20 protein-coding genes, 1 tRNA gene and 1 pseudogene are annotated in these 25,117 nt (G+C 73.0%); 8 read left to right on the forward strand and 14 right to left on the reverse strand.

The window, feature by feature from the left end; all coding sequences use genetic code 11:
• Window positions 1–7: 7 nt before the first annotated feature.
• Together IE200_RS05555 and IE200_RS05560 are read left to right on the forward strand one after the other, a co-directional pair.
• Window positions 8–1,888: an ABC transporter ATP-binding protein gene (locus tag IE200_RS05555; RefSeq protein WP_191278403.1), complete on the forward strand. Its 1,881-nt coding sequence runs from the start codon at window positions 8–10 to the stop codon at window positions 1,886–1,888.
• Entirely contained in the window at window positions 1,885–3,825 is a 1,941-nt protein-coding gene (locus tag IE200_RS05560; RefSeq protein WP_191278404.1) for an ABC transporter ATP-binding protein, read from the forward strand. The genes IE200_RS05555 and IE200_RS05560 overlap by 4 nt, the downstream gene beginning before the upstream one ends.
• 245 nt (window positions 3,826–4,070) lie before the next feature.
• Here the strand turns inward: IE200_RS05560 and IE200_RS05565 are convergent, their stop codons facing one another.
• The 4 genes from IE200_RS05565 to IE200_RS05580 are packed head-to-tail and all read right to left on the reverse strand — an operon-like array spanning window position 4,071 to window position 9,861.
• Window positions 4,071–5,312 (reverse strand): multidrug effflux MFS transporter, encoded by a 1,242-nt coding sequence (locus IE200_RS05565; RefSeq protein ID WP_191278405.1) that lies wholly within the window; start codon window positions 5,310–5,312, stop codon window positions 4,071–4,073.
• The gene (locus IE200_RS05570) at window positions 5,309–7,156 is read right to left on the reverse strand and encodes a glycoside hydrolase family 15 protein (protein ID WP_191278406.1); all 1,848 of its coding nucleotides are present in this window, start codon (window positions 7,154–7,156) and stop codon (window positions 5,309–5,311) included. Before IE200_RS05570 ends, IE200_RS05565 begins: the two co-directional genes overlap by 4 nt.
• On the reverse strand, window positions 7,146–8,585 hold the full coding sequence (gene zwf / locus IE200_RS05575; RefSeq protein ID WP_191278407.1) for a glucose-6-phosphate dehydrogenase: 1,440 nt from the start codon (window positions 8,583–8,585) through the stop codon (window positions 7,146–7,148). The genes IE200_RS05570 and zwf overlap by 11 nt, the downstream gene beginning before the upstream one ends.
• Before the next feature lie 49 nt (window positions 8,586–8,634).
• A complete protein-coding gene (locus IE200_RS05580) occupies window positions 8,635–9,861 on the reverse strand; it encodes a homogentisate 1,2-dioxygenase (protein ID WP_191278408.1) in 1,227 nt (408 codons plus the stop codon).
• 65 nt (window positions 9,862–9,926) lie between these two features.
• Here IE200_RS05580 and IE200_RS05585 point away from each other — a divergent pair, with 65 nt between their 5' ends.
• The 3 genes from IE200_RS05585 to IE200_RS05595 all read left to right on the forward strand — a co-directional run bounded on the left by IE200_RS05585 (window position 9,927) and on the right by IE200_RS05595 (window position 13,312).
• Entirely contained in the window at window positions 9,927–10,814 is an 888-nt protein-coding gene (locus tag IE200_RS05585; RefSeq protein ID WP_229856156.1) for a hypothetical protein, read from the forward strand.
• Window positions 10,814–12,067: a fumarylacetoacetase gene (gene fahA / locus IE200_RS05590; protein WP_191278409.1), complete on the forward strand. Its 1,254-nt coding sequence runs from the start codon at window positions 10,814–10,816 to the stop codon at window positions 12,065–12,067. The genes IE200_RS05585 and fahA overlap by 1 nt, the downstream gene beginning before the upstream one ends.
• 63 nt (window positions 12,068–12,130) lie before the next feature.
• Window positions 12,131–13,312 carry a glycosyltransferase gene (locus IE200_RS05595; protein ID WP_191278410.1) on the forward strand — a complete coding sequence of 394 codons (1,182 nt, stop codon included), beginning with the start codon at window positions 12,131–12,133 and terminating at the stop codon, window positions 13,310–13,312.
• Between the two features lie 2 nt (window positions 13,313–13,314).
• Here IE200_RS05595 and mptB read toward each other — a convergent pair.
• A pseudogene (mptB, locus tag IE200_RS20625) lies at window positions 13,315–14,649 on the reverse strand (polyprenol phosphomannose-dependent alpha 1,6 mannosyltransferase MptB); the annotation flags it as partial.
• 115 nt (window positions 14,650–14,764) lie between these two features.
• Between mptB and IE200_RS05600 the strand changes: the two are divergent.
• Window positions 14,765–15,673 carry a metallophosphoesterase gene (locus tag IE200_RS05600; RefSeq protein ID WP_229856159.1) on the forward strand — a complete coding sequence of 303 codons (909 nt, stop codon included), beginning with the start codon at window positions 14,765–14,767 and terminating at the stop codon, window positions 15,671–15,673.
• Between the two features lie 16 nt (window positions 15,674–15,689).
• Window positions 15,690–16,370 carry a histidine phosphatase family protein gene (locus tag IE200_RS05605; RefSeq protein ID WP_191278412.1) on the forward strand — a complete coding sequence of 227 codons (681 nt, stop codon included), beginning with the start codon at window positions 15,690–15,692 and terminating at the stop codon, window positions 16,368–16,370.
• A 9-nt stretch (window positions 16,371–16,379) separates the two neighbouring features.
• Here IE200_RS05605 and IE200_RS05610 read toward each other — a convergent pair whose 3' ends face one another.
• From IE200_RS05610 to IE200_RS05630, 5 genes are all read right to left on the reverse strand, one after another.
• Window positions 16,380–17,312 carry a hypothetical protein gene (locus IE200_RS05610; RefSeq protein WP_191278413.1) on the reverse strand — a complete coding sequence of 311 codons (933 nt, stop codon included), beginning with the start codon at window positions 17,310–17,312 and terminating at the stop codon, window positions 16,380–16,382.
• 56 nt (window positions 17,313–17,368) lie between these two features.
• On the reverse strand, window positions 17,369–18,709 hold the full coding sequence (locus IE200_RS05615; RefSeq protein ID WP_191278414.1) for an MFS transporter: 1,341 nt from the start codon (window positions 18,707–18,709) through the stop codon (window positions 17,369–17,371).
• Entirely contained in the window at window positions 18,706–19,662 is a 957-nt protein-coding gene (locus IE200_RS05620) for a PfkB family carbohydrate kinase (protein WP_191278415.1), read from the reverse strand. Before IE200_RS05620 ends, IE200_RS05615 begins: the two co-directional genes overlap by 4 nt.
• Before the next feature lie 7 nt (window positions 19,663–19,669).
• Window positions 19,670–20,902 (reverse strand): AGE family epimerase/isomerase, encoded by a 1,233-nt coding sequence (locus tag IE200_RS05625; RefSeq protein WP_229856160.1) that lies wholly within the window; start codon window positions 20,900–20,902, stop codon window positions 19,670–19,672.
• An 81-nt stretch (window positions 20,903–20,983) separates the two neighbouring features.
• Window positions 20,984–21,065, reverse strand: a tRNA-Tyr gene (locus IE200_RS05630).
• Between the two features lie 96 nt (window positions 21,066–21,161).
• Here IE200_RS05630 and IE200_RS05635 point away from each other — a divergent pair.
• Window positions 21,162–21,653 carry a YajQ family cyclic di-GMP-binding protein gene (locus IE200_RS05635; RefSeq protein ID WP_191278417.1) on the forward strand — a complete coding sequence of 164 codons (492 nt, stop codon included), beginning with the start codon at window positions 21,162–21,164 and terminating at the stop codon, window positions 21,651–21,653.
• Here the strand turns inward: IE200_RS05635 and IE200_RS05640 are convergent, their stop codons facing one another.
• The 4 genes from IE200_RS05640 to cysT all read right to left on the reverse strand — a co-directional run bounded on the left by IE200_RS05640 (window position 21,654) and on the right by cysT (window position 25,109).
• Window positions 21,654–22,301 carry a cobalamin B12-binding domain-containing protein gene (locus tag IE200_RS05640; protein WP_191278418.1) on the reverse strand — a complete coding sequence of 216 codons (648 nt, stop codon included), beginning with the start codon at window positions 22,299–22,301 and terminating at the stop codon, window positions 21,654–21,656.
• Between the two features lie 71 nt (window positions 22,302–22,372).
• Window positions 22,373–23,350, reverse strand: coding sequence for a sulfate/molybdate ABC transporter ATP-binding protein (locus IE200_RS05645; RefSeq protein ID WP_191278419.1), 978 nt, complete (start codon window positions 23,348–23,350; stop codon window positions 22,373–22,375).
• Window positions 23,351–23,392: 42 nt separating this feature from the next.
• Window positions 23,393–24,265: a sulfate ABC transporter permease gene (locus IE200_RS05650; protein ID WP_229856162.1), complete on the reverse strand. Its 873-nt coding sequence runs from the start codon at window positions 24,263–24,265 to the stop codon at window positions 23,393–23,395.
• Window positions 24,258–25,109, reverse strand: a complete 852-nt coding sequence (gene cysT, locus IE200_RS05655) for a sulfate ABC transporter permease subunit CysT (RefSeq protein ID WP_191278420.1) — start codon at window positions 25,107–25,109, stop codon at window positions 24,258–24,260. Before cysT ends, IE200_RS05650 begins: the two co-directional genes overlap by 8 nt.
• Window positions 25,110–25,117 lie beyond the last annotated feature (8 nt).

The following is a 25,117-nucleotide window of genomic DNA, read 5'->3' on the forward strand; positions in this document are numbered from 1 at the left end:
CGGTGCCATGCAGGACTTCCCACCCCGGACCGCGACGTTCTTCTCGGGTACAGACGCCGCCCCCGACCCGGACCCCGACACCCGTACGCCTGCCGCGTTCCTGAGGTGGGTGCTGGGCCGGCAGAAGGCGCTCATCGCCCTGTCGTCGCTGTGCTACGCGCTGTGGTTCCTGCCGATGACCCTCGGGCCGTGGATCTTCGGCCGGGCCGTCGACGACGGCATCGTGGGGGGCTCGACACCCGCGCTCCTCGGCTGGGCGGCCCTGCTGCTCGGCGTGGTCGCCATCGGCGCCGTGTTCGGCATCGTGTCGCACACGCTCGTGGTGCGCACGTGGCTCATCGGCCTCTACGGCGCGCTCGAGATGGTGACCCGCAAGGTCGTGCAGATGGGGCACGTGCTGCCCCGCCGCTCGCCGACCGGGGAGGTGCTGAGCGTCGCCTCCAGCGACTCCGACGAGTTTGGGGCGCTCACCGAGATCCTGGCCCGCACCGTCGGCCAGCTCGTCTCCTACCTCACGGTCGCCGCCATCGTGCTGACCATGTCGTGGCAGCTCGGCCTGCTGACGCTGGTCGCCGCGCCCGTGCTCGTCGGCGCCGCGCTGCCGCTGCTGCGCCCGCTGCACCGTCGTCAGCAGCTCGAGCGCTCGCGCACCTCCGACCTCACCTCGCTGGCCACCGACATCGTGGCCGGCCTGCGGATCCTGCGCGGGATCGGCGGCGAGCAGACCTTCGGCGCCAACTACGACCGGCAGTCGCAGTCGGCCAAGGAGGCCGGCGTGGCGGCCGGCATCTGGCAGGCGGTCGTCGAGGCCGTCGGTGTGCTCCTGTCGGGCATCTTCCTCGTCACGCTGGTCTGGCTGGGCGCCCGCCAGGTCGAGGCCGGCGCGCTCACGGTCGGCCAGCTCATCACCTTCCTCGGCTACGGCCTGTTCATGGTCGGGCCCATCCGCACGTTCTTCGAGTTCGCGCAGAAGGGCGTGCGCTCGATGGTCAGCGCCCGCAAGGCGATCGCGATCTTCGAGCAGCGACCGCCGTGGCGCGACCCGGCCGAGCCCGTCGCCCTCGACGGCACCGCGGAGCTCCACGACGCCGCCAGCGGGCTCACCGTGCGGCCGGGCATCCTCACCGTCGTCGTGAGCGCCGTCCCCGAGCAGAGCTCGGCACTCGCCGACCGCCTCGGCCGCTACCTGCCGGCCGACACCGAGCCCGTCCCCCTCGACGGGGACGTCGACGTGCGCGGCCGAGCCGCCCGTCGCGCCCGCGCGGAGAAGGCCCGCGAACGGGCGCGGATCGCCGCGCTCGACGAGGAGCGCGCGGGGCGCGACTGGGGCGTGACGCTCGGCGGCATCGACCTCGCCCGCGCCGACCTGGCCGACGTACGCCGCCAGGTGCTCGTCAGCGACACCGGCAGCCAGCTCTTCGCCGGCACGCTGCAGGACGCCGTCGACCCGCACGGCCGGCTCAGCCGCGAGCAGGCCGAGCACGCGCTGCGCGTGGCCAACGCCGAGGACGTCTACGACGCGCTGCCCGAGGGCTGGCAGGGACAGCTCGACGAGCGCGGTCGTGGCCTGTCCGGAGGCCAGCGCCAGCGCGTCGTGCTGGCGCGGGCGATCGCCGCGGACCCGCCGGTGCTGGTGCTGGTGGAGCCGACGTCGGCCGTCGACGCCCACACCGAGGCCCGCATCGCCGAGCGCGTGACGCAGACCCGCCGCGGGCGCACCACGGTCGTCACGACCGTCTCGCCGCTGTGGCTGCACCACGCCGACCACGTGGTGCTGCTGCACGACGGCACGGTGGTGGCCGAGGGCCGGCACGCCGACCTGCTCGAGACCGACGACTACCGCCGCGTGGTCGCCCGCGCCCTCGACGAGGAGGAGGTCAGCCGGTGAGCGCTCCCTCCAGCCATGACCTGCTCGCCACGTCGGCCGCGACGTGGCGTGACCGGACCGAGGACCCGCCGGCCGTCCCGCCCGAGCTGCGCCCGCCGCCGGCGGGTGTCGGCGCGCGCGAGCGGAACCGCGCGCTGTGGCGGCGCCACGCGCTGCGCCGGCAGCGCGCCGAGGACGTCTACGCGGCCTCCCGCAACCCGGCGCGCGGCTGGCCCGTGTCCGGCAACCGCGCCGTGCTGGCCTTCTTCGGCGACCTCGTCCGCAGCCGCAAGCGCTCCTTCGCCGTGCTCGTCGCCCTCAACGCGCTCGCCGCCGGCTCCGCGCTGGTCGTGCCGCGGCTGCTCGGCGAGCTGGTGAACCGCGTCGAGTCCCAGGGCTCGGGCGTCGAGGGGCTCGACGCCCTCGCGCTGACCGTGGTCGGCGTCGTCCTCCTGCAGGCGCTGTTCACCTTCGGCGCCCAGCGGACCTCCACCCACTTCGGCCAGGACCTCCTCGCCTCGGCTCGCGAGTACATCGTCGGCACGATCCTGCGCCTGCCCGTGGGACGGGTCGAGGGAGCGAGCACGGGCGACCTCGTCACTCGCGTCACCCGCGACGTCGGCACCATGGCCCGCTCGGTGCAGTGGGGCGTGCCCCGCCTGCTGATCTCGCTGCTCACGGTGCTGCTGTCGGTGGTGGCGATGCTGCTCAACTCCCTCGTGCTCGCCGTGCCGGCGCTGCTGGTCTTCGCGCTGTGCACGCCCGCGGTGCGGACCTACCTGCAGCGCGCGCCCAAGGCGTACATCACCGAGGGCGCGACCTACTCGCGGATCAACACCACCCTCACTGAGACCGTCGAGGGCGCCCGTACGGTCGAGGCGCTCGGCCTCTCGGCCGCGCGGGTGCGCGCCGGGTCCGACGACATCGAGGTCTCCGCGCAGGCCGAGCGCTACGGCATGACGCTGCGCAACGTGCTCTTCACCGCCCTCAACGGCGCCTTCCAGGTGCCGCAGGTCGTCACGCTGCTGGTGGGGGCGTACGCCTACTCCCGCGGATGGGTCGACCTCGGGCAGATCACCGCCGCGATGCTCTACGTGGTCGCGCTGAGCGAGCCGCTCGACGCGGTCATCGGAGAGGTCGACCGGCTCCAGGTCGGCGCGGCCTCGACCAGCCGGCTGCTCGGCATCGCCGAGGTGCCGCCCGACCGCGAGCCCGGCGACCGCCTGCCCGACGGGGTGGAGCTGGTGGGGGAGGACCTGCGCTTCGCCTACCGCGAGGGACACGACGTGCTGCACGGCGTCGACCTGCACCTGCGCACCGGCGAACGGCTGGCCGTCGTGGGACCCAGCGGTTCGGGCAAGTCGACGCTGGGCCGGCTGCTCGCGGGCATCAACCGGCCGCGCACCGGGTCGGCGCGGGTCGGCGGCGTCGACCTGGTCGACCTGCCGCTGGAGGTGCTGCGCACCGAGGTCGCGCTGGTCACCCAGGAGCACCACGTCTTCATCGGCACGGTGCGCGACAACGTCGTGCTCGCCCGTGAGGACTCCTCCGACGACGCCGTGCGCGAGGCGCTGCGTGCGGTCGGGGCGCTCGCGTGGGTCGAGCGGCTGCCCGAGGGGCTGGACACGACGATCGGGTCCGGTCGCAACGCCCTCACCCCGGCGCAGGCCCAGCAGGTGGCGCTCGCGCGGCTGATCATCGCCGACCCGCACACGCTGGTGCTCGACGAGGCCACGTCGCTGATCGACCCCCGCACCGCGCGCACGCTCGAGGGCTCGATGAACAGCCTGCTCGAGGGCCGCACCGTCGTCGCGATCGCCCACCGCCTCCACACCGCCCACGACGCCGACCGCATCGCGGTCGTGATGGACGGCCTCGTCGTCGAGCTCGGCAGCCACGACGAGCTCCTCGAGCTCGACGGGGAGTACGCCGCGCTCTGGCGGGCCTGGACCTCCTGACCTGCCCGGGCCGCCCCGCGAAAGGTGGCGGCACATCGCACGCCGCACGCGCCCGTACGTGCAAGCCGCCGCCACCACCCGACGCCCGCCCCACAGGGTGGCGGCACATCGCACGCCGCACGCGCCCGTACGTGCAAGCCGCCGCCACCACCCGACGCCCGCCCCACAGGGTGGCGGCACATCGCCGCCCCCGCCCCCTCGTACGCGCAATCTGCCGCCACCACCGGCGACCCACCCGGGCTGGATCAGGCGCGCGCGGCGGCGGCCGTGACGGGGACGCGCGAGGCGTGCTGGTGCCAACGCCAGCACGCCCAGCCGAGGAGCACGCACACGGCGGCGGCGATGGCGAAGCCGAGGACCGAGCGTCCGGCGTACGGCACGAGGACGGCGGCGCTGACGGCGTTGAAGACGAGCGTGACGAACGACCCCGCCGACATGACCGCGCCCCGGCGGGTGGGGACGAGGTCGAGCATCAGGAGCTGGATGTTGGGGAAGGCCAGTCCGTTGCCGAAGGCGACCAGGGCGACCCCGGCCGCCGCCCACGGCAGCACATCGCCCGCCGGGGTCAGCGCGACGACGACGCCGAGCATCGCGCCGGCCGCGCTGATGGCGTACCCGGCGGAGACCAGTCGCGTGCTCGACACGAACCCCCCGAGGCGTCCACTGAGGACCGACCCGACCACCATCGAGCCGATCATCGGGGCGAAGAGCTTCCAGAAGTCGAGCTCGCCCTCCCCGAGCAGGTCGACGACGAAGACCGCGGCGCCGCCGATGTAGAGGAACTGGGCCCCGAAGACCAGCGTGCCGGCCCACGCCATCCGGTGGAAGGCGGGCACCCTCACGACGGCGGCGAGGCCGACGACGACCTCGCCGACGCGCAGCGGGACACGGCGCTCGGGCGGGTGGCTCTCGGGCAGCAGCACCAGCGAGCCGACGAGCAGGACGACCGCCAGCGCTGCCATGAACCAGAAGACCGTCTCCCAGGGCCCGACCTGCACCAGCAGGCCGCCGACGACGGGAGCGATGGCGGGCGCCAGCCCGAAGAGCACCGCGACCTGGCTCATCATCCGCTGCGCCTCGGCCCCGTCGAACAGGTCGCGGATGATGGTCCGGCTCACGACCGTCGACCCGCCCGCGGCCAGGCCCTGCACGACGCGACCGGCCAGCAGCCACTCGAGGGTGGGGGCGAAGGCGCACGCGACGGACGCGACGGCGTACGCCGCGAGCGACCACACGATGACCGGCTTGCGGCCGATCGAGTCCGACAGCGGCCCGTGCAAGACGCTCATCGCCGCGAACGCCAGCATGTAGGCGGTCACGACGAGCTGCAGCTCGGCCGAGGACACCTCGAGCGCCTCTCCCATCCGCGCGAACGCGGGGAACGGGGTGTCGATGCTGAACGGGCCGATCATCGACAGCATGGCCAGCACGAACGGGATCAGCACCAGGGTTCCGCGGGCCGGCCGGGTCCCCGGCACACTGGTCATGCGTCGAGGCTACGGTCCAGGTTGATCACGGCGCTGATCAGGCTCAGGTGCGTGAACCCCTGGGGGAAGTTGCCGAGCTGCTCGCCGTTGAGGCCGACCTGCTCGGCGTACTGTCCGACGTGGTTGGCGTAGGTGAACATCTTCTCCAGCGCGAGCCGGGCGTCGGCCAGCCGGCCGGCCCGGGTGAGGGCCTCGACGTACCAGAACGAGCACAGCGAGAACGTGCCCTCGCCGTCGAGCATGCCGCCCTCGACCCCACCCTCGGCCGAGACGCCGTCGTCGAACGCCTCCGGGTCGTAGCGCAGCACCAGGCTGTCGGAGACCAGCCGCTCCTCGATCCTGGCGAGCGTGGAGAGGAACCGCGGGTCGTCGGGCGCGACCATCTTGACCATCGGCATCAGCAGCGCGCCGGCGTCGAGCACGTCGCTGCCGGGGAAGGCGGTGAAGGCGCCGAGCTCCTCGTTCCAGCACTCGTCCATCACCCGCTCGTAGATCGCGTCACGGGTGGCGGCCAGCTCGGTGAGGTCGCCCGGCAGGCCGCGGCGGCGCGCCACCCGCATCATCCGCTCGGCCGCCACCCAGCTCATCACCAGCGAGGTCGTGTGGGTGCGCGCCTTGCCGCGGATCTCCCACATCCCGGCGTCGGGGCGCTCCCAGTTGTCCATCAGCCAGCCCACGATGCGGCGCAGGTCGGACCAGCCGTCGTGGCTGATCCCGAGCCCGTGCTTGTCGAAGAGGTAGACCGAGTCGACCAGCTCGCCGTAGACGTCGAGCTGGAGCTGGTCCACCGCACCGTTGCCGACGCGTACGGGGCGCGAGCCGCGGTAGCCCTCGAGGTGGTCGAGCTCGCGCTCGTGGGGGATGCCGCCGTCGAGGTCGTACAGGACGCGCAGCGGGCCAAGGTCCTCGTCGTCGGTGGCCTCGCCGAGCCGCTCGGAGAGGAACCGGACGAACGACGCGGCCTCGTCGGTGAAGCCCAGGCGCAGCAGGGCGTAGACGCTGAACGCGGCGTCGCGCACCCAGACGTAGCGGTAGTCCCAGTTGCGGGTGCCGCCGATGCTCTCGGGCAGGCTGGTCGTCGGCGCGGCGACGATGCCACCGGTGGGCTCGTGGCACAGCAGCTTGAGGGTCAGCGCCGAGCGGTCGACCCACTCGCGCCAGCGCCCGGTGTAGGTGCTCTGCGAGAGCCAGTCGCGCCAGAAGGCGGCCGTGGCCTCGAAGAGGTCGTCGACGTCGGTGTCCCCGCACGCCTGCGCGGGCTGTCCGGGCGCGAGGACCTCGAGCACGAAGAGGGCGGACTCGCCGGCGCGGAGCGCGAGGCGGGCCGAGGCCGAGCAGTCGTCGACGTCCAGCGGCACGGTGCTCGACAGCGCGAGGTGGACGTCACCGTCAGCGAAGCGCACGACCCCGTCCTCGACGTCGAGGTCCGGCTCGGTGGTGCCGTAGTCGGGTCGCGGCGCCATCGACATCGTGAGGTCCACCGACCCGCGCAGCCCGACGACGCGGCGTACGAGTCGCTGGCGGTGGTCGGGGTCGTGGGCCCGCAGGACCGGCATGAAGTCGTGCACCTCGACCACACCGCGCTCGGTCATGAACCGGGTGACGAGGATGTTGGTCTCGGGGTGGTAGTACTGCTGGCTGCGCGCGTCCGCGTCGTCGGGGGACATCCGCCACGACCCGGCGTCGGGGTCCAGGATCGAGGCGAAGACGCTGGGCGCGTCGAAGCGACCCGGGCAGAACCAGTCGATGGTGCCGTCGGTGGCGACGAGCGCGGCGGTGCGGAGGTCGCCGATCAGGCCGTGGTCCGCGATCGGGACCCCGGCGGGCCGGTCCTCACTCCCCATCGGAGCCCTTGCGTCCCAGTCGCCAGCCTCCGTCGGGGAGGTCGAGCGCCTGCTCCGGCCCCCACGATCCGCGCGGGTAGAGCAGCGGGTCGGGGCGGTCGTCGAGGACGGGCTGGCAGACCTCCCACAGGCGCCGGGTCTCGTCGGCGTGCGCGAAGAGCGTGTGGTCGTCGTGGAGCACGTCGAGGATCAGCCGCTCGTAGGCCTCGAGCGGCTCGTCGTGCGGGAGCTCCTCGCCCAGGTCGAGCCGCATCGTGGCCGGCGCGAGCTCTATCTCCGGACCGGGGCGCTTGCCGAGCAGGTCGACGTGCACCTGTGCCTCGTCGGTGAGCTCGAGGACGAGCTCGTCGGGGGCCAGACCGGAGCCGAAGACCGTCGACTCCGGCGCGCGGAAGCGGAGCGTCACCGTGCGCCGCGTCTCGGCCATCGCCTTGCCGGTGCGCAGGTGGAACGGGACGCCGCGCCACCGGTCGTTGTCGACGAAGGCCTCCAGCGCCACGAAGGTCTCCACGTCGGACTCCTCGTCGACGTCGTCCTCGTCGCGGTAGCCGTCGTACTGGCCGAGCACCACCCGGGCGGGGTCGAGCGGGCGCACGTCGTCGAACACCGCGGCCCGCGCGCGTCGTACGGCGGTGGCGGACCACTCCCCCGGGTCCTCCAGCGCGACGGCGCCGAGGATCTGGAAGAGGTGGGTGGACACCATGTCGCGCAGCGCGCCGGTCGACTCGTAGAAGGAGCCGCGCCCCTCCATCGCGAGCGTCTCGGGCACGTCGACCTGCACCGAGGCGATGCTGTCGCGGCCCCAGGCCGGCTCGAAGAGCGCGTTGGCGAAGCGCAGCGCCAGCAGGTTCTGCAGGGCCTCCTTGCCGAGGAAGTGGTCGATGCGGAAGACCTGGTCCTCCTCGAACACCTCGTGCACGTCGCCGTCGAGCTCCTCGAAGGACGCCAGGTCGAGCCCGAAGGGCTTCTCGACGACGAGGCGCGCGCGCTCGGCCAGCCCCTCCCGGCCCAGCATGGCGACCATCCCCGACATCGCGGTCGGGGGCACGGAGAGGTAGACGAGGCGCAGCACGTCGTCGCCGAGCCCGTCCTCGACCTCGCGCACCCGGGCCGCGAGGTCGGCGCCGTCGTCGGCGTCGGAGGTGCAGAAGGACGTCCGCGCGAGCAGGTCGCGCGCGACGTCCTCGTCGAGGTCGTCGACCGACTCCCGCAACCCGTCGAGCACCTCGGCGCGGAAGTCGTCGTCGGAGCCGGGCGAGTGGCGACCGCTGCCGATGACGGCCCAGTCGCGCGGCAACCGGTCGGCGGCGGCGAGGCGGTAGAGGCCGGGGAAGAGCTTGCGGGCGGCGAGGTCGCCCCGGGCGCCGAAGAGCAGCAGGACGCAGGGTCGGAGGTCGGCGTCGCCGCCCGAGTGCTCAGCGGTCGTCATGCCCGCCACGCTAACGACCACCCGAAGGAAGGGGGCCGCACCGAGGTGGTCAGCTGTTGCTGAAGACCGCCGGCCCGCCGTCCTCGTCGGAGGCACCGCTCGCGGGTCCGCGCCCGGCCCAGGTCCAGGCGTACGCCGGGTCCTCGACCGCGAGGCCGCCCTCCCCGAGCTCGAGGGGGGCGAAGGTGTCGACCATGACGGCCGACTCCTCGAAGTACTGCACGCCGAGCGACGCCTCGATCGCGCTCGGCTGCGGGCCGTGGGCGTGGCCGCCGGGGTGCAGGCTGATCGAGCCGATCCCGATGCCGGAGCCCTTGCGGGCCTCGTAGTCGCCACCGACGTAGAACATGACCTCGTCGGAGTCGACGTTGGAGTGGTAGTAGGGCACCGGGATCGCGAGCTCGTGGTAGTCGACCTTGCGGGGCAGGAAGTTGCAGACGACGAAGTTCCAGCCCTCGAAGACCTGGTGCACCGGCGGCGGCTGGTGCACCTTGCCGGTGATCGGCATGTAGTCCTCGATGTTGAACGTGTAGGGGTAGAGGCAGCCGTCCCAGCCGACGACGTCGAAGGGGTGCGTGGCGTAGGTCAGCCGGGTGCCGACGATGCCCGCGCTGGTGCGGTGCTTGACCAGCACCTCGACATCGGTGCCCTCCGCCTGGAAGGTCTCGGCCGGCCCGTGCAGGTCGCGCTCGCAGTAGGGCGCGTGCTCGAGGAACTGGCCGAAGCGCGAGAGGTAGCGCTTGGGCGGGTGGATGTGGCTGTTGGCCTCGATGGCGTAGAGCCGCGAGGCCTCGGCCGGCACCCAGCGGTGGTCGGTCGCCCGCGGGATGAGGACGTAGTCGCCGGCGCGGTAGGGGACGACCCCGAAGACGGTCTCCACGGCGCCGCTTCCGGACTCGACGTAGACGCACTCGTCGCCGATGGCGTTGCGGTAGAGCGGGGAGGGCTCGGTGCCGGTGACCACGTAGGCGATGCGGACGTCGTTGTTGCCGAGCACGAGGCGGCGGCCCTCGACCGGGCAGTCGCCGGTGGCGAGGTCGTGGAGCTTGAGGTGGCGCGGCTTGAGGGGGTGGTTGGGGGTGCGGGTCTGGTCGCCGAGCTCCCACACCGTGCTGTCGGTGATCGCGCTCGGGACGCCGCGGCGGTAGAGCAGCGAGGAGTCGGAGGAGAAGCCCTCCTCGCCCATCAGCTCCTCGCGGAACAGCTGGCCGTCGTCGTCGCGCAGCTGCGTGTGCCGCTGGCGGGGCAGGCGGCCCAGCGCTCGGTAGTAGGCCATCGCTCGCATCTCCTCATCCGACTATCGGACGCGTGCGTCCGTTATCTGGCGACTAGAGTAGACCCGTGACCCCCTCCCCCGCACCCGTCGATCCAGTGCCCGGCGATCGCGGCGCAGCCGACTGGCCCGAGGAGTGGAGCGGCCTCGTCGACGACGCCGCCATCTTCCCGCCGGGCGACGCACCGCTCCACGACGCGACCGCGGCGTACGGCGCCCGCCGCGACGAGTGGTGGTCCGGTCTCGTCGGGAGCTTCGTGCTCCGCGACACCGACGTCCCGCTCGTGCGCGGCTTCGGCGGCCCGCTCTCGGTGGTGGTGACCGGCGGCGCCGGCCAGCTCGCCGGGCCGCTGGGCGCCGCCGCGCGCCTCGGACTGCACGTCGCGGCCGTCGAGGTCGCCGTGCGCGACACCGACGACCCGGTCGGCAACGTCCGGCGCATCGACGCCGCGGCTCGCGCGGCCGACCTCGACGCGCCGCTCTTCATCGAGGTCCCCGGCCCCGTGACCGCGGCCTGGCTGGCGGCGGCCGACGAGGTCGCGGCCTGCGACCACCGCCTCAAGCTGCGCCTGGGGCACGTCGACCACGACCTCGTGCCCGACTCCGCGACGGTGGCCGCGTGGATCGATGCGGCACTCGACCGGGAGACGCGGTTCAAGGCGACCGCCGGCCTGCACCGCGCCGTGCGCCACGACCCCGAGGGCGGCGGCAAGCACGGTTTCCTCAACGTCGCCGCAGCGACGAGGACGCTCTGGGACGGTGGGTCCGTCGACGACGCGACGGAGGTGCTCGAGCAGCGCGACGGCGCGGCACTGGCCGCGAGCCTGGCCGACGGCGGCGTGGCCGCCGCCCGCCGCTGGTTCACCTCGTTCGGCTCGTGCTCGGTCACCGAGCCCCGCGACGACCTCGTCGCCCTCGGCCTGCTGCCCCACCGGCCCCCTCGGAAGGACGCCTGATGAGCACACCCACCACCACTCCCCGGACCCCGGCCAGCTGGGTCGAGGGAGCCGCCGGCTCCGGCTTCGACGTCGACCACCTGCCCTACGGCGTCTTCGCGCGGTCCGGCGAGGACCCGCGCGTCGGCGTACGGATCGGCGACCAGGTCCTCGACCTCAGCGTCGTCGCGGCCGCCGACATGGTCGACACCCACGCGCTGTTCGACCAGCCGACGCTCAACCCCTTCATGGCGGCCGGACCGGCCGTGTGGGACTCCACCCGCGCGTGGGTCACCGGGCTGCTGACCGACCGCACCGAGCGCGACCTCGTCGAGCCGGCGCTGGCCCCGCTCGACTCGGTGCACCTGCTGATGCCGTTCACGGTCGGGGACTACGTCGACTTCTACGCCTCCGAGCACCACGCCTCCAACGTCGGGCGGATGTTCCGTCCCGACGCCGAGCCGCTGCTGCCCAACTGGAAGCACCTCCCCGTCGGCTACCACGGCCGCTCCGGCACCGTGGTCGTCTCGGGCACCGACGTCGTGCGCCCGTGCGGGCAGCGGGTTTCGACAGGCTCAACCGACGGGGGTGCGCCGCAGCCGACGTACGGCCCGTCGGCGCGCCTCGACATCGAGGCCGAGCTCGGCTTCGTGGTCGGGGTGCCGTCGGCGATGGGCGAGCGCGTCGCGACCGCCGACTTCGCCCGGCACACCTTCGGCGTCGTCGGCCTCAACGACTGGTCGGCGCGCGACATCCAGGCGTGGGAGTACGTCCCGCTGGGACCGTTCCTCGGCAAGTCGTTCGCCACCTCGATCAGCGCGTGGGTCACGCCCCTGGCGGCCCTCGACGCCGCGTGGACCGACCTGCCCGGCCAGGACGACCCCGAGGTGCTCGACTACCTCCGTGTCGAGGGTCCGGCGGGCCTCGACATCGAGGTGGAGGTGGTGCTCGACGGCGAGGTCGTCGCGCGTCCGCCCTACCGCACGATGTACTGGTCGCCGGCGCAGATGCTGGCCCACACCACGGTCAACGGGGCGAGCGTGCGCACCGGCGACCTGTGGGGCTCGGGCACCGTGTCGGGCCCCGAGCGCGACCAGCGCGGGTCGCTGCTCGAGCTGTCGTGGGGTGGCAAGGAGCCGTTCACCGTCGCGGGCCGCGAACGCACGTTCCTCGAGGACGGCGACGAGGTGACTCTGCGCTACACCGCTCCCGGCACCGGCGGCGGCCGGATCTCGCTCGGCGAGGTCACCGGGCGCATCCTGCCCGCCCGCTGACGTCCCCTCCGCAGTCGGCATCCGTTCACCGGTCCGTTCACCTGGCTGCGCCACCGTGCGCGCATGCGCATCGCCCAGCTCGCCAACTTCGTCGGCCCGGCATCAGGAGGGATGCGTACGGCGCTGCACGCGCTGGGTGCGGGGTACGTCAGCGCCGGCTGCGAGCGGCTGCTCGTGGTGCCCGGTCCCGTGGACGCTCGCACCTCGACGCCGTTCGGAGAGGTCGTCCAGCTCCGCGCGCCGCGGGTGGGCGGCGGCTACCGGCTGATCGTCGAGCCGTGGCGGGTGACCGACGTCCTCGAGCAGTGGCGGCCGACGTCGATCGAGCTCAGCGACAAGCTCACCCTCCTCCCCGTCGCCCGCTGGGCGCGGCGTCAGGGCGTCGGGTCGGTGCTGCTCTCGCACGAGCGGCTCGACGACATGCTCGCGCTGCGCACCGGGTTCGACGCCACGTCCAAGGTCTCGGTCGGCCTGCTCAACCGGCTCCTCGTCCGCAGCGTCGACGCCGTCGTGGTCACCTCCGAGTACGCCCGGCAGGAGTTCACCGAGGTCGCTGCCACCGCGGGCTGCCCGGTCGTACGCGTCCCGCTCGGCGTCGACCTGGCGACCTTCCGCCCCCGCCCGCGCGGGCCCGTCGAGGTGTTGCGACTGGTGCACGCCGGCCGGCTCTCGCGGGAGAAGAGCCCGCACCTCGCCGTCGCGACCGCGGTGGAGCTGCACCGCCGCGGCGTGCCGGTCCGTCTGGACGTCTACGGCGTCGGTCCGCACCGGGACGAGCTCGTCGCGATCGCCGGCTCCGCGCCCGTACGGTTCCGCGGGTACGTCGACTCCCCCGCCTGCCTCAGCCGGGCGCTGGCGCACGCCGACGTCGCGCTGAGTGTCTGTCCGGGCGAGACCTTCGGCCTTGCAGTGCTCGAGGCGCTCGCGTCGGGCACGCCGGTGGTGACCGCCGACCGCGGCGGCGCGCGCGAGCTGGTGGACGAGGCATCCGGCGGCTGGGGCTCGCCCGATCCGGCCTCGCTCGCCGACGCCGTGCTCGCGGTGGCCTCCCGCCCGGTGTCCGGCAGGCGCGCCGCCGCGCGCGAGCGGGCGGCGCGTTATCCGTGGTCGGCGACGGTGGCGTCGATGCTGGAGGTGCACTCGTCGGTCGTGATCCCGGCCAGTCGCTCGCGGGCCCGCCGGGTGAGCAGCAACAGCACGGCCGCGCCGGCGACGACCAGGGAGCCGGTCACGATCGCGAGGTAGGCGCCGTGCAACGACGAGTCCATCGGCGCGACCAACCCGCAGACCAGGGACACGGCGACCAGCGACGACGTCGCGGCGCGACCGAGCTGCTGGACGGCGACGAAAGGCACCACCCACAGGAAGTACCAGAGGTGGACCACTGGGCTGAGGGCCACGACGGCGAGCATCACCAGCGCGAGCGCGCGCACCGCAGCGCGCCCGTCGCCGGCCGGGTGGGTGGACAGCACCCGTGCGACGAGCACCACCACGGCGACCTGGGCGAGCAGCCGGACGATGCCGAGGAAGGCTCCGTCGGGTGTGCCGGCCCCGAGGAGCCGCGCCACGAGGTCGAGGCAGCCGCCGAGCAGCGTCGGGAGCGACAGTGGCGTGTCCACGGTGCCGGGCACCCCCAGGGCACCGAGCCAGCCGGCACCCAGTCCCCACGCGACGCCCGGCAGGACGAGCGCAGCGACGGCGACGGCGCCGACGCGCACCGCGTGCCGAGCCCTCGCCGACGCACGTGCCGCCGCCGGCAGGGTCAGCAGGACGACGGCGACGCAGGCCAGCCCTCCGGGCAGCTTCACCCCGGCGGCGAGCCCGGCCAGCACGGCGCCGGCGACCCAGCCGTGCTCGCGCGCCACCACCACGGCAGCGGCCATCAGCCCCACCATGAGCAGGTCGTTGTGCAGCCCTGCCACACCGTTGGCGATGGTCAGCGGCGAGGCCAGCACGAGACCCGAGGCGAGGGCGGGGTTGGCGCCGCACCAGCGCGCCAACCGAGGCAGCGCCCACGCCAGCAGGGCCAGTCCGACCAGCGCGAGGGCCCGGTGGACGACGACGAGCAGCCACGGGTCGGCTGTCACGCCGGCCGCGAGGTCACCGCCGATGAGTGGGACCGGGCCGTACGGCGCCGGCGTGGCCATCCACCGCGGATCCACGCCCTCGACGATGGGCCCCGGGACCGAGCGCGGCCCCACCAGGCTCCACGGGCCGTGCTCGTACGGCGAGAGCCCGCGGTGCACCAGCATCCCCTGGGCGGCGTACGACCAGCCGTCGCGCGAGAAGAGAGGCGGCGCCGCGAGCAGGGGCAGGGACCACGCGACGGTCGCAGCGCGCACGCGCACCAGCGCGGTCGACTGTCCGGGTCCGTCCGCTCGAGCCGCCTGCCGGCACAGCCGCAGCCAGGCAGACGACAGCAGGGCGAGCCCCGCGAGCACGACCACCAGTCCGGCCATCCGGCCGGCGCTCGAGCCGCGCACGGGCTGCATCAGGTCGACGACCGCGTAGCCGCCCGGGACCGTCGCGACGACCAGCCCGCCGAGCAGCACCAGCAGGCTCCCGACCACGCCGCGGGACATCACGGGCTGGACGCTAGAGGTGCCCCTCGACGGCGGTCCGACCGTCGGGTGAATGGTCGGCCAACGCCGTCCGTGGCCCGGTGCCGGACTTGTCGCTGGCCCTAGGCTTCGGGTCGTGAAGCAGCTCGGCCAGTACGCCGCCCCGCGGCACGTGGTGGCTCATCTCAGCGACCCGCACCTGATCGGCGGCGGCAGGCTGCACTACGGCGTCATCGACAACGTGGACCACCTGCGTCGCACGCTCGACCGGCTGGCGGCCGTACAGCCCGTGCCGCAGGCGCTGGTGTTCACCGGCGACCTGGCCGACCGGGGAGAGCCGGAGGCGTACGCCACCCTCCGGGGGATCGTGGAACCGTTCGCGGCGGAGATCGGCGCCGTCGTCGTGTGGACGATGGGCAACCACGACGAGCGCGCACCGTACGCCCGCGGGCTCTTCGACTCCGACGACGCCGGCCCCCAGGACCGGGTGCACGAGGTCGACGGCCTGCGGATCGTCGCCCTCGACACCAGCGTCCCCGGCCACCACCACGGTGAGCTGGCGCCCGAGCAGCTCGGGTGGCTCTCCGAGGTCCTGACGACCCCCGCCGAGCACGGCACCCTGCTGGCGATGCACCATCCGCCGCTCCCGCTCCCGATGCTGCGGGCCGCCGAGCTGATCGAGCTGCACGAGCAGCAGGCGCTCGCCGACGTGATCACCGGCACCGACGTGCGCGGCATCCTCGCCGGCCACCTCCACCTGACCACGTGGTCGACCTTCGCCGGCGTGCCGGTCTCGGTCACCTCGGCCAGCTGCTACACCAGCGACCCCGCCCCGGTGGACCGCTTCGTCTCGGGCGTCGACGCCAACCAGGCCTTCACGATGGTCCACGCCTACGACGACCGCCTCGTCCACACGCTCGTGCCGCTGGAGCGCGGCGTCGAGGTGAGCCACATCGGCTCCGACGTCGCCGAGGCGCTCGAGACCGTCCCGCTGGAGCAGGCGCGCGAGCTCGCGTCCAGCAAGACCTCCGAGTTCAACTCCTAGCCCCCAGGACCCTGCCTTGCGACTGCTGCTGATGCGCCACGGCCAGACCCACGCCAACGTCTCCGGCGAGCTCGACACCGCCCACCCCGGCCTCGAGCTGACCGACCTCGGTCGCGCCCAGGCCGAGGCGGCCGCCAAGGCCATCGCCGAGCACCGCCTCGACGCGATCTACGTCTCGAGCCGGGTGCGCACCCACCAGACGGCCGCCCCGACCGCCGAGCACCGCGGCCTCACCCCGACCGAGCTCGACGGGCTCGAGGAGATCGCCGCCGGCGACTTCGAGATGCGCAGCGACCACGACGCCGTCGCGGGCTACATCGGCTCGGTGGCGACGTGGCTCGAGGGCGACCTGACCCACCGCATGCCGGGCGCGGAGACCGGCGAGGAGTTCCTCGCCCGCTACGACGCCGCCGTCCGTACGATCGCCGAGGCCGGTCACGACGCCGCCCTCGTCGTCTCGCACGGCGCCGCGCTCCGTACGTGGGTCTCGACGCGGATGAACCCGCACCCCGACGCGCCGTCGGTCCACCAGCCGCTGCACAACACCGCGCTGATCGTGCTGGACGGCCACCCCGACACCGGCTGGGAGATGGTGTCGTGGCAGGGCCACCCGGTCGGCGGCGAGCTCCTGGAGGACCCGGCCGCCGAGGACCCCACCGGCGACCTGGACTCCGATGGGGACGGCGAGATCGGCTGAGCCGGCGGCCTACTCGTCGGCGACGACCTCGTTGAGCATGTCCGTGAACTCCGGCCCCGCGTGGACGGACTTCGTCCCGTCGGCGTCGATCCGGGTGAGCTGCTCGTAGCCGGTCCCGTGCCACCAGTAGACGTGCGGGCTCAGGGGGCTGGGTGCGTCGGCGTGCATGACGGCCGCGAAGTGGGCCATCGCGGAGACGACCGGGAGGACCGAGGCGTCGCGGACCACGTGCCAGGCCACCTGGTGCCGGTTGGGGATGCTCATCAGCCATCCGTGACCGAGGTCGTCCTGCCCGGTCAGCGTCGAGGCGAGCTCGGGCAGCAGCAGCGCGCGGCTGGCGGTGTGGACGGAGTCACCGATGAGCGCGTGGAAGACTCCGCCACCCGGGACGTCGACCTGCTCGAGCTGCTCGACCGGCAGCGAGCGGAGGTTGGCGACACCGTGCTCGCGCAGTCGTTCCCAGCCACCCAGCCGCGACGCGTGCTCACGGTTGTAGACCGCCACCGTCTCCGGGAGGTCGAGGGCCAGCAGCTCCACCACTCCGGGCACGAACTCACGGTGGGGGAAGCCGTCGAGCGAGGGCATCGCGCTCTCGTCGTAGAGCCGCGCGTAGGTGTGCAGCGCGGCCTCGTCGGCGGAGAGGTCCTCGAACGGGTCGGGCGCGTCGAGGCTGGCGAGGACCCGGTCGACGTGCTCGGCGGCGAGGCGCGGCCACTCCCGGCGGCGCGCCTCGACACACTGCGCGGCGAGGTTCCACAGCCCGAACTGCCGCCCGGCGGCGTCCACCGCGTGGTCCGGCCTCATCTGCACCTCGAGCCCACGCGCGCCGAGCGTCGCTCCGACCAGCGCCCGGAAGTCGTCGGCCTGGTCGCGGGAGAAGAAGGTCAGCGCGTCGTCGGGGGGACCCGCGTCCCGCCCCCGCGACCTGGAGAAGAGGCCCATGCCCGCATCCTCTCCGAGTGCGCGGCGGCTGTCCTGCGAATGCGGCGGCCGCTGCCTCAGACGCCCTCGGTCCCGATCCCCGGGTGCACGAACGGGTGCCCGGCCCTCATCTGCTCGACGGAGCCGGGGTGCACCCGGGCGAGGTGGGCGAGTCCGCGGCGGCGGTAGCGGAGGACCTGGACGAAGCCGAGGGTCCAGAACAGGTACTGCACGGCCATCGCGAGCTTGAAGTCGCCGAGCGTGTAGGACTCCATCCCACCGCTCGCCGACAGGTCGAGCACGACCCCGATGAGCGCCATCGTCAGCAGCGAGGCGGTGAACCCACCGATGTTGACCAGCCCGTTGGCGCGACCGGTCTCGTGGGGCGGTGTGAAGGAGCGGGCCAGGTCGAAGCCGACCATCGAGGCCGGGCCGCCGCTGGCCGTCGTGAAGGCCATGACCACCACGAGCCAGGTCGGTGCGGCACCGGGCCACAGCAGCACCGCGGTCCACGGCACCACCATGGCGAGGACGACGCCGACCACGAGCCACGACCGGTAGTAGGGCAGCCGCGACGCGAGCCGGGCGAGCACGAGTCCGCTCACCACCGCCCAGGCGGTCATCGCCATCAGCAGCGTGCTGGCTCCGCGCGAGGTCCACCCGAGCCCCTGCACGAGGAACGGGTAGCCCCACAGCATCGCGAACACCGTCGCGGAGAACTGCGAGGCGAAGTGGGACCACATGCCCAGCCGGGTGCCCGGGTTGCCCCACACCGTGCGCACCGACTGCGCCAGCGCGCGGAGCTTGACGGCCACGACGTCGTCGCGGGCGTACGGCGAGTCCTTCACCAGCGCGAGCACCACAACGAGGAGTACGACGCCGACGCTGGAGGTCAGCGCGAAGGTCTGGGTCCAGCCGAGCTCGTGCAGCAGGTACGACAGGGGGCCGGCCGCGGCGATCGCCCCGAGCTGGCCGGTGAGACCGGTGAGCTGGGTGACCAGCGGCGCCTGCCGTACCAGGAACCAGACCGTGACGAGACGGATCACGCTGACGAAGATCATCGCGTCGCCCGCTCCGACGACGGCGCGAGCGACGACGGCGCCGGCGAAGGAGGTGGAGAACGCGAACGCGAACTGCCCGGCCGTCATCAGCACCAGGCCGACCAGGAGGATCGCGCGTGAGCCGAAGCGGTCGAGCAGCACCCCGACCGGCACCTGCATCCCCGCGTAGACGACGAGCTGGAGCACCGTGAAGGTCGCCAGGCTCGTCGCGGTTATGTCGAAGCGGTCGGAGGCGATGATGCCCGCGACACCGAGCGAGCTGCGGTGGAAGACCGCGAGCACGTAGACGGCCAGCGCGACCAGCCAGATGACCCAGGCGCGGCGACGGCCGATGTCGTGGATCTGCTGCGCCGTCACTCCCGGCCGACTTCGGGGCCGTCCCCCGTCGCCGCGCTCAGCTCGGCCCGCGTGGGCGGGTCCGCTCCGGGACGCGAGACGTTGATCGCGGCGCCGATCGCGGCGGTCGTCACCGCGCCCAGGACATCGCGGTCCGACAGCGCGCGCAGTGCGTCGCCCGCTCCGGCACCGTGCGCGCCGAGCGCGAGCAGGGCGTCCACGAGCACCCCGCTGAAGGTGTCGCCGGCGCCCACCGTGTCGGCGACCGCGACCGGCACCCCGGGGACCTCGAGCGTGCCGCCGCCCGGGCGCACGGCTACGGCCCCCTCGCCACCGCGCGTCACCACGACGAGCCCGGGTCCGGCGGCGGCCCAGCGGGCGGCGGTCGCGACGGGGTCGCGGTCGGGGTGCAGCCACGCGAGGTCCTCGTCGCTCACCTTGACCACGTCGGCGAGCGCGACGAGCTCCTCGACACGAGCGGCGGGACCGGCCCGGTCGGGTGTGATGGCGGGGCGGGCGTTGGGGTCGAGCGACAGCAGCGCCCTGCCCTTGCGGGCGCCGAAGGCCTCGAGGACGACATCGGCGCCCGGGTCGAGGACGGTGGCGATCGACCCGACGTGGAGCACCTCGCACTCCTCGTCGGGCACCGCCGACAGCTCCCAGTCGAGGTCGAAGACGTAGCTCGCCGCGCCGGACTCGTCGAGGGTCACCGCCGCGCTCGACGTGCGGCCCGAGCCGGTCGGTCCGGCCAGCACGACCACGTTGCTCGCCTCGAGCCAGGCGCGTACGGCCGCGCCGCGCGCGTCGTCGCCGAGCAGGGTCACGAGCCGTACGTCGCGCTCGAGCCGGCCGAGGGCGATGGCGACGTTGGCGGGACTGCCTCCGGGGAGGTCGCGGGGCTCACCGTCGGGACCGGGGACGACGTCGACGAGCGCCTCGCCGACCACCAGGACGCGGGGCTGCGTGTCGGTCATGGCCCCATCATGCCGGGGCGGACGGGCGCTGCGACAGGGCCACCGCGCGGGCGAGACCCGGCGCCAGGGGAAGGCGGGGCAGCAGCGTCGCCTGCACCGCGTGGTAGAGGTCCGGCTTGCCCGGCCAGACGCTCGCGTGCGGGTGGTTGGCGGGGTCGAGCTCGTGGTGCCACGACCCTCGCTCGCGGTCGAGGAGGTGCTCGGCGGCGTACGCCCACCACTCGGCGTAGCGGCGTGCGTGGGTCTCCTCGCCGGTGCGCCGGTGCAGCGCACCCGCGGCCGCGATCCCCTCGGCCGTGACCCAGTGCATCCGCTGCCGCACCACGGGCCGGCCGTCCCAGTCGGTGGTGTAGACGAACCCCGGCGCGCCGTCGGCGTGCCAGCCGTCGGCGACGGCACGGTCGAAGAGCAGCCGCGAGGTGTCGAGCAGGCCGGGCGGCGCCTCATCGCCGAGCGTCGACTCGACGTGGAGCAGCAACCGCGACCACTCCAGGCCGTGGCCGACGGTCGCACCGTACGGCTTGAAAGGGTCGTCGGGCCGGTCCCGGTTGAGGTCGAGGTCGACCGACCAGTCAGGCCCGAAGTGCTCGGGGAGGCGGCCGTCGTACGCCGGCGCCAGGTCCACGACCAGCCCGGCCAGGCGCGCGGCCCGCCGGTGCCAGGTGGTGTCGCCAGTGGCGTCACCGGCCGCGAGCATCGCCTCGACGGAGTGCATGGTGGAGTTGAGGCCGCGGTAGGGCACCGGCTCGGACCACGGGCGATCCCACTCGTCGACCACCCGGGCGAGGTCCTCGTCCCAGAAGCGCTGCTCGAAGACCGCTGTCGCCTCCGCGAGGAGGTCCTCGGCACCGGGCAGACCGGCGACGGTGGCCGTCGACGCGGCGAGCACCACGAAGGCGTGGTCGTAGCAGGACTTGCCCGTGCCGACCGGCTGCCCGTCGGCGTCGACCGCGCCGAACCAGCCGTCGTGCTCGGCGTCGCGCAGCGTCGTACGGAGCCCGTCGAGGGTCGCGGTCGCGATCGAGGCACAGCCGTCGACGCCCAGCAGGGCGCCGAGGGCGTGGACATGGACCATCCGGGCGGTGATCCACGTGTGCACCGGGCGCGACAGGTCGGGGGCGCCGTCGTCGTCGAGCCACGCCGCACCGCCGACGGGATGGGCGACGCGGCGGCCGAAGTCGAGCAGGCGGCGGCACTCGGCGTCGAGCCACGCGTCGTCGGGTGGGGCCGGGGCGCTCACGGGGCCAGTCAAGCAGCGCCGCCGGGAAATGCACGAGACCCCCGCCTGTCGACGGGGGTCTCGCGACTGGACTGCGTCCAGTGGCAGGTAGAGGATTCGAACCTCTGTAGGCAATGCCGGCTGATTTACAGTCAGCTCCCTTTGGCCGCTCGGGCAACCTGCCGGGCCGTGCGGAACAATAGCAAGGCACGGACTTCTCCACGAATCGCCGGGGCGCCACAGAAGGCCCCAGCACGCACGCCCACAAGGAGGCACAACCATGGCTGACTCGAGCTTCGACATCGTGAGCAAGCTGGACCGCCAGGAGGTCGACAACGCGCTCAGCCAGGCGGCCCGCGAGATCGCCACCCGCTTCGACTTCAAGGGCACGGGCGCGTCGATCGAGTGGAAGGGCGAGAAGGCCATCGAGATCACCGCGTCGGCCGAGGACCGGGCGAGCGCCGTGCTCAGCGTCTTCCAGGACAAGCTGATCAAGCGCAACCAGAGCCTGAAGATCCTCGACGCCTCCGAGCCCCGCCAGTCCGGCCAGGTGGCCAAGATCGACATCTCGCTCAAGGAGGGCATCACCTCCGAGGACGCCAAGAGGATCTCCAAGCTGATCCGCGACGAGGGCCCCAAGGGCGTCAAGGCGCAGGTGCAGGGTGAGGAGCTGCGTGTCTCGTCGAAGAAGCGCGACGACCTCCAAGCCGTGCAGCAGCTGGTGAAGTCGCAGGACTACGACTTCGCGGTGCAGTTCACCAACTACCGCTGATCACCAGCGTCTGGTCTCCGCCAGCTCCCCGACGAGCGCCACCACCGCGCGCACCGGGTCGGCGGGCAGCGCCCGGGCCCCGACCTCGGCCAGGGTCTGCTCGTCGGCACCCCGGCCGGCGGCGTACAGGGCGTGGTCGGCGGCGAGCTTGCGCAGCGCCGAGGCGTTGGCGGTGAACATCGTCGGCCTCGTGGCGGCGAGCACTACGGCGTCGGCGGCGGTGCCGCGCGCGGCGGTGAGGATCGCCGGGATCGGGGTGTCCGCCCCGAGGAAGCGCACCCGTACGCCGCGCTCGCGCAGCATCAGGGCGACGCACAGCAGCACCATGTCGTGACGCTCCCCCGGCGGGCAGGCGAGCAGGACGACGGGCGCCGGCGCCGCCGCGCCGTCAGCCGCCCGTGGCGGCACGGCCGCGAGCGCGGTGAGCTTGCGCCGCAGCATGTCGCTGACGAAGTGCTCGTGGGCGACCGACAGCGTGCCGGCCTCCCACCGGTCGCCGACCTCCTGGAGGAACGGCAGGACGACGCCGGTGACCGCCCCGGAGAGCGGCACGTCCCACAGGAGTCGTGCGATCGCGACCTCCGCCGCCTCGGCGTCGAACGTCTCGACCGCGGCCCACAGCTCGTCGGAGGTCGTCAGGATGGTCACGGCTCGCACGCTAGTGCCCCGGGGGCCTGCCGGCCTGCGTTCGGCCCGACTCTCCCCCACGCGGGTGATCCTCAGACGACCGCCGCCATCCGGGGCACGACCGTCGCGCCGGTCGCCGGCGTCAGCCACACGGTACTGCCCTCCTCCAGCCGCTGGGCGCGGGCGTGCGCACGGGTGACGACGACCGAGACGGCGTCGCCGTCGACGGTGAGCACGGTGAGCCGGACCTCGACCCCGATCCGGACCAGCCGGGACACCGTGCCCTCCACGCTCCCGGCGAGCGACGGCGCCACCTCCAGCTCGATGTCGTGCGGGCGGAGTGAGACGCCGCCGAGGTGGGTGACCTCGCCGAGGAACGACATGACGAAGTCGTTGGCCGGCTCGTCGTAGAGCTGGTCGGGCGTGCCGACCTGCTCCACCCGCCCCTCGTTGATCACCACGATCTCGTCGGCGACCTCCAGGGCCTCCTCCTGGTCGTGGGTGACGAAGACGGTGGTGACGTGCACGTCGTCGTGCAACCTGCGCAGCCAATCCCGGAGCTCCTTGCGGACCTTGGCGTCGAGGGCCCCGAACGGCTCGTCGAGCAAGAGCACGCTCGGCTCGACCGCCAGGGCGCGGGCGAGCGCCATGCGCTGGCGCTGGCCGCCGGAGAGCTGCGAGGGGAGCCGGTGGGCGAACTGCGAGAGGTGCACGAGCTTGAGGAGCTCGTCGACCCGGTGCGCGATCTCGTCCTTCGGACGCTTGCGGATCTCGAGCCCGAACGCGACGTTCTTCGCGACGGTCATGTGCTTGAAGACGGCGTAGTGCTGGAAGACGAAGCCGACGTTGCGCTTCTGGGCCGGCAGGTTCGTGGCGTCGACGCCCTCGATGTCGACCGTGCCGGTGTCGGCCTTCTCGAGGCCAGCGATGATGCGCAGCAAGGTCGACTTGCCGCCACCGCTGGGACCGAGGAGTGCGGTGAGCTGCCCGGTCGGGATCGTGACGTTGACGTCGTCCAGCGCGACGAAGTCACCGAACTTCTTGTTCAGTCCTGACACTTCGATGCTCATGGAGGTGGCCTTTCGGGAGACGTGGGGACGCTGAGCCGCGGCTCAGGCGTGGTTCTTGGGACGGATGATGGCGACGATGACGATGCAGGCGACCGAGACCATCGCCAGCAGGAAGGCGGTCGCGTAGGCGCCCTGCTGGTCGAAGTTGAGGTACTTCTCCTCGACCGCCAGCGTGGCCGTACGTGTCTGCCCGAGGACGTTGCCCGAGACGACCTTGACCGCGCCGAACTCGCCGAGCGAGCGCGCCAGGGTGAGCACGACGCCGTAGACGATGCCCCAGCGGATCGACGGAAGGGTGATCCGCCAGAACCGCTGGAACCCGCTGGCCCCGAGGCTCTGGGCGGCCTGCTCCTGCTCGACACCGATCTCCTCGAGCACCGGCACGAGCTCACGGATCATCAACGGCAGCGCCACGAAGGTGGTGGCCATGATGATGCCCGGCGTCGAGAAGATGACCTCCAGCCCCCATCCGGCGAGCGTGGGCCCGAGCCAGCCGTTGCGACCGCCGTAGACGAGCACGAGCGCGAGCCCGACGACGATCGGCGAGACCGACAGCGGGAGGTCCAGCAGGGCGTTGAGCAGTCGCTTGCCGGGGAACTCGTAGCGGACGAGCAGCAAGGAGATCCCGACGCCGAACAGCGTGTTGATGACCACCGACCACACCGCGACGTACGCGCTGAGCTGCAGCGCCACGACCATGTCGGGGTCCTCGAAGAGCGAGGTGATCGCCCCGACGCCGTCGGCGAAGGTGTTGGTCACGACCAGGGAGACCGGCCACGCCACGAGGAGGAACAGGTAGACCGTCGCGATGGCACGCAAGGCGTACGTGGTCGGGGTCTTGCGCACCCGTGGCGGCCGGCGGCGCTCCGGCACGGGAGCGGACTCGGCGACGTCGTGGACCAGCGTGTCAGCCACGTGCGGCCACCCGCCTCTGGATCACGTCGAGGAGCACGATCACTGCGAGCGAGATGGCCAGCAGGACGGTGGCGACCGAGGCCGCCGCGACGACGTTGTCGTTCTCGATGCTGCTGAGGATGCGCACGGAGGTGACCTCGGTCTTGAACGGGAGGTTGCCCGACAGCAGCACGAGCGAGCCGTACTCGCTGACGCCGCGGGCGAAGGACAGGGCCGCGCCGGCAGTGATGGCCGGGGTCAGGCTGGGCAGGATGATCCGGCGGAAGGTCGTGAACCGGCTGGCACCCAGGGACGCCGCCGCCTCCTCGACGTCGAGCTCCAGCTCCTCGAGCACCGGCTGCACCATGCGCACGACGAACGGCAGCGTCACGAAGAGGAAGGCGAGGAACACGGCTGGCCTCTCGTTCGCGATGTCGATGCCCAGCGGGCTGTCCGCGTCGCCGTAGAGGGACAGCAGCACCAGGCCGGCGACGATGGTCGGCAGCGCGAAGGGGATGTCGATCATCACCTCGAGGACCGACTTGCCCCAGAACCGGTCACGGACCAGCACCCAGGCGATGAGCGGACCCATGACGACGTTGACCGCGGTCACGCTGAGGGCGGTGAAGACCGTGAGCCTGATGGCAGCCGCGGTCTGAGGACCGGTGATCGTGTTCCAGAAGGCCTGCCAGCCGCCGTCGGCGGCGGTGACGACGACGGCCGCGAGTGGGATCAGGACCAGCGCGCTGAACCAGATCATGGCGATGCCGAGCCCGAGCCCCGACGAACGCGTCAGCGTGTTGCGCGGGCCCGACCGGCGAGGAGTCCTCGCCGGTCGGACCGCGGCAATCTCGGTGGAGGTCATTCAGTCGA

The sequence above is a fragment of the Nocardioides flavus (ex Wang et al. 2016) genome, assembly GCF_014653115.1.
GTDB lineage: Bacteria > Actinomycetota > Actinomycetes > Propionibacteriales > Nocardioidaceae > Nocardioides > Nocardioides flavus.

Excerpts from the sequence above, each read along its gene's own strand:
- IE200_RS05635 (WP_191278417.1), top strand. The coding sequence starts at position 21,162 with ATGGCTGACTCGAGCTTCGACATCGTGAGCAAGCTGGACCGCCAGGAG.
- zwf (WP_191278407.1), bottom strand. The coding sequence starts at position 8,585 with ATGACGACCGCTGAGCACTCGGGCGGCGACGCCGACCTCCGACCCTGC.
- IE200_RS05610 (WP_191278413.1), bottom strand. The coding sequence starts at position 17,312 with ATGGGCCTCTTCTCCAGGTCGCGGGGGCGGGACGCGGGTCCCCCCGAC.
- fahA (WP_191278409.1), top strand. The coding sequence starts at position 10,814 with ATGAGCACACCCACCACCACTCCCCGGACCCCGGCCAGCTGGGTCGAG.
- IE200_RS05555 (WP_191278403.1), top strand. The coding sequence starts at position 8 with ATGCAGGACTTCCCACCCCGGACCGCGACGTTCTTCTCGGGTACAGAC.
- IE200_RS05645 (WP_191278419.1), bottom strand. The coding sequence starts at position 23,350 with ATGAGCATCGAAGTGTCAGGACTGAACAAGAAGTTCGGTGACTTCGTC.
- IE200_RS05620 (WP_191278415.1), bottom strand. The coding sequence starts at position 19,662 with ATGACCGACACGCAGCCCCGCGTCCTGGTGGTCGGCGAGGCGCTCGTC.
- IE200_RS05570 (WP_191278406.1), bottom strand. The coding sequence starts at position 7,156 with ATGGGGAGTGAGGACCGGCCCGCCGGGGTCCCGATCGCGGACCACGGC.
- cysT (WP_191278420.1), bottom strand. The coding sequence starts at position 25,109 with ATGACCTCCACCGAGATTGCCGCGGTCCGACCGGCGAGGACTCCTCGC.
- IE200_RS05595 (WP_191278410.1), top strand. The coding sequence starts at position 12,131 with ATGCGCATCGCCCAGCTCGCCAACTTCGTCGGCCCGGCATCAGGAGGG.
- IE200_RS05580 (WP_191278408.1), bottom strand. The coding sequence starts at position 9,861 with ATGGCCTACTACCGAGCGCTGGGCCGCCTGCCCCGCCAGCGGCACACG.
- IE200_RS05565 (WP_191278405.1), bottom strand. The coding sequence starts at position 5,312 with ATGACCAGTGTGCCGGGGACCCGGCCGGCCCGCGGAACCCTGGTGCTG.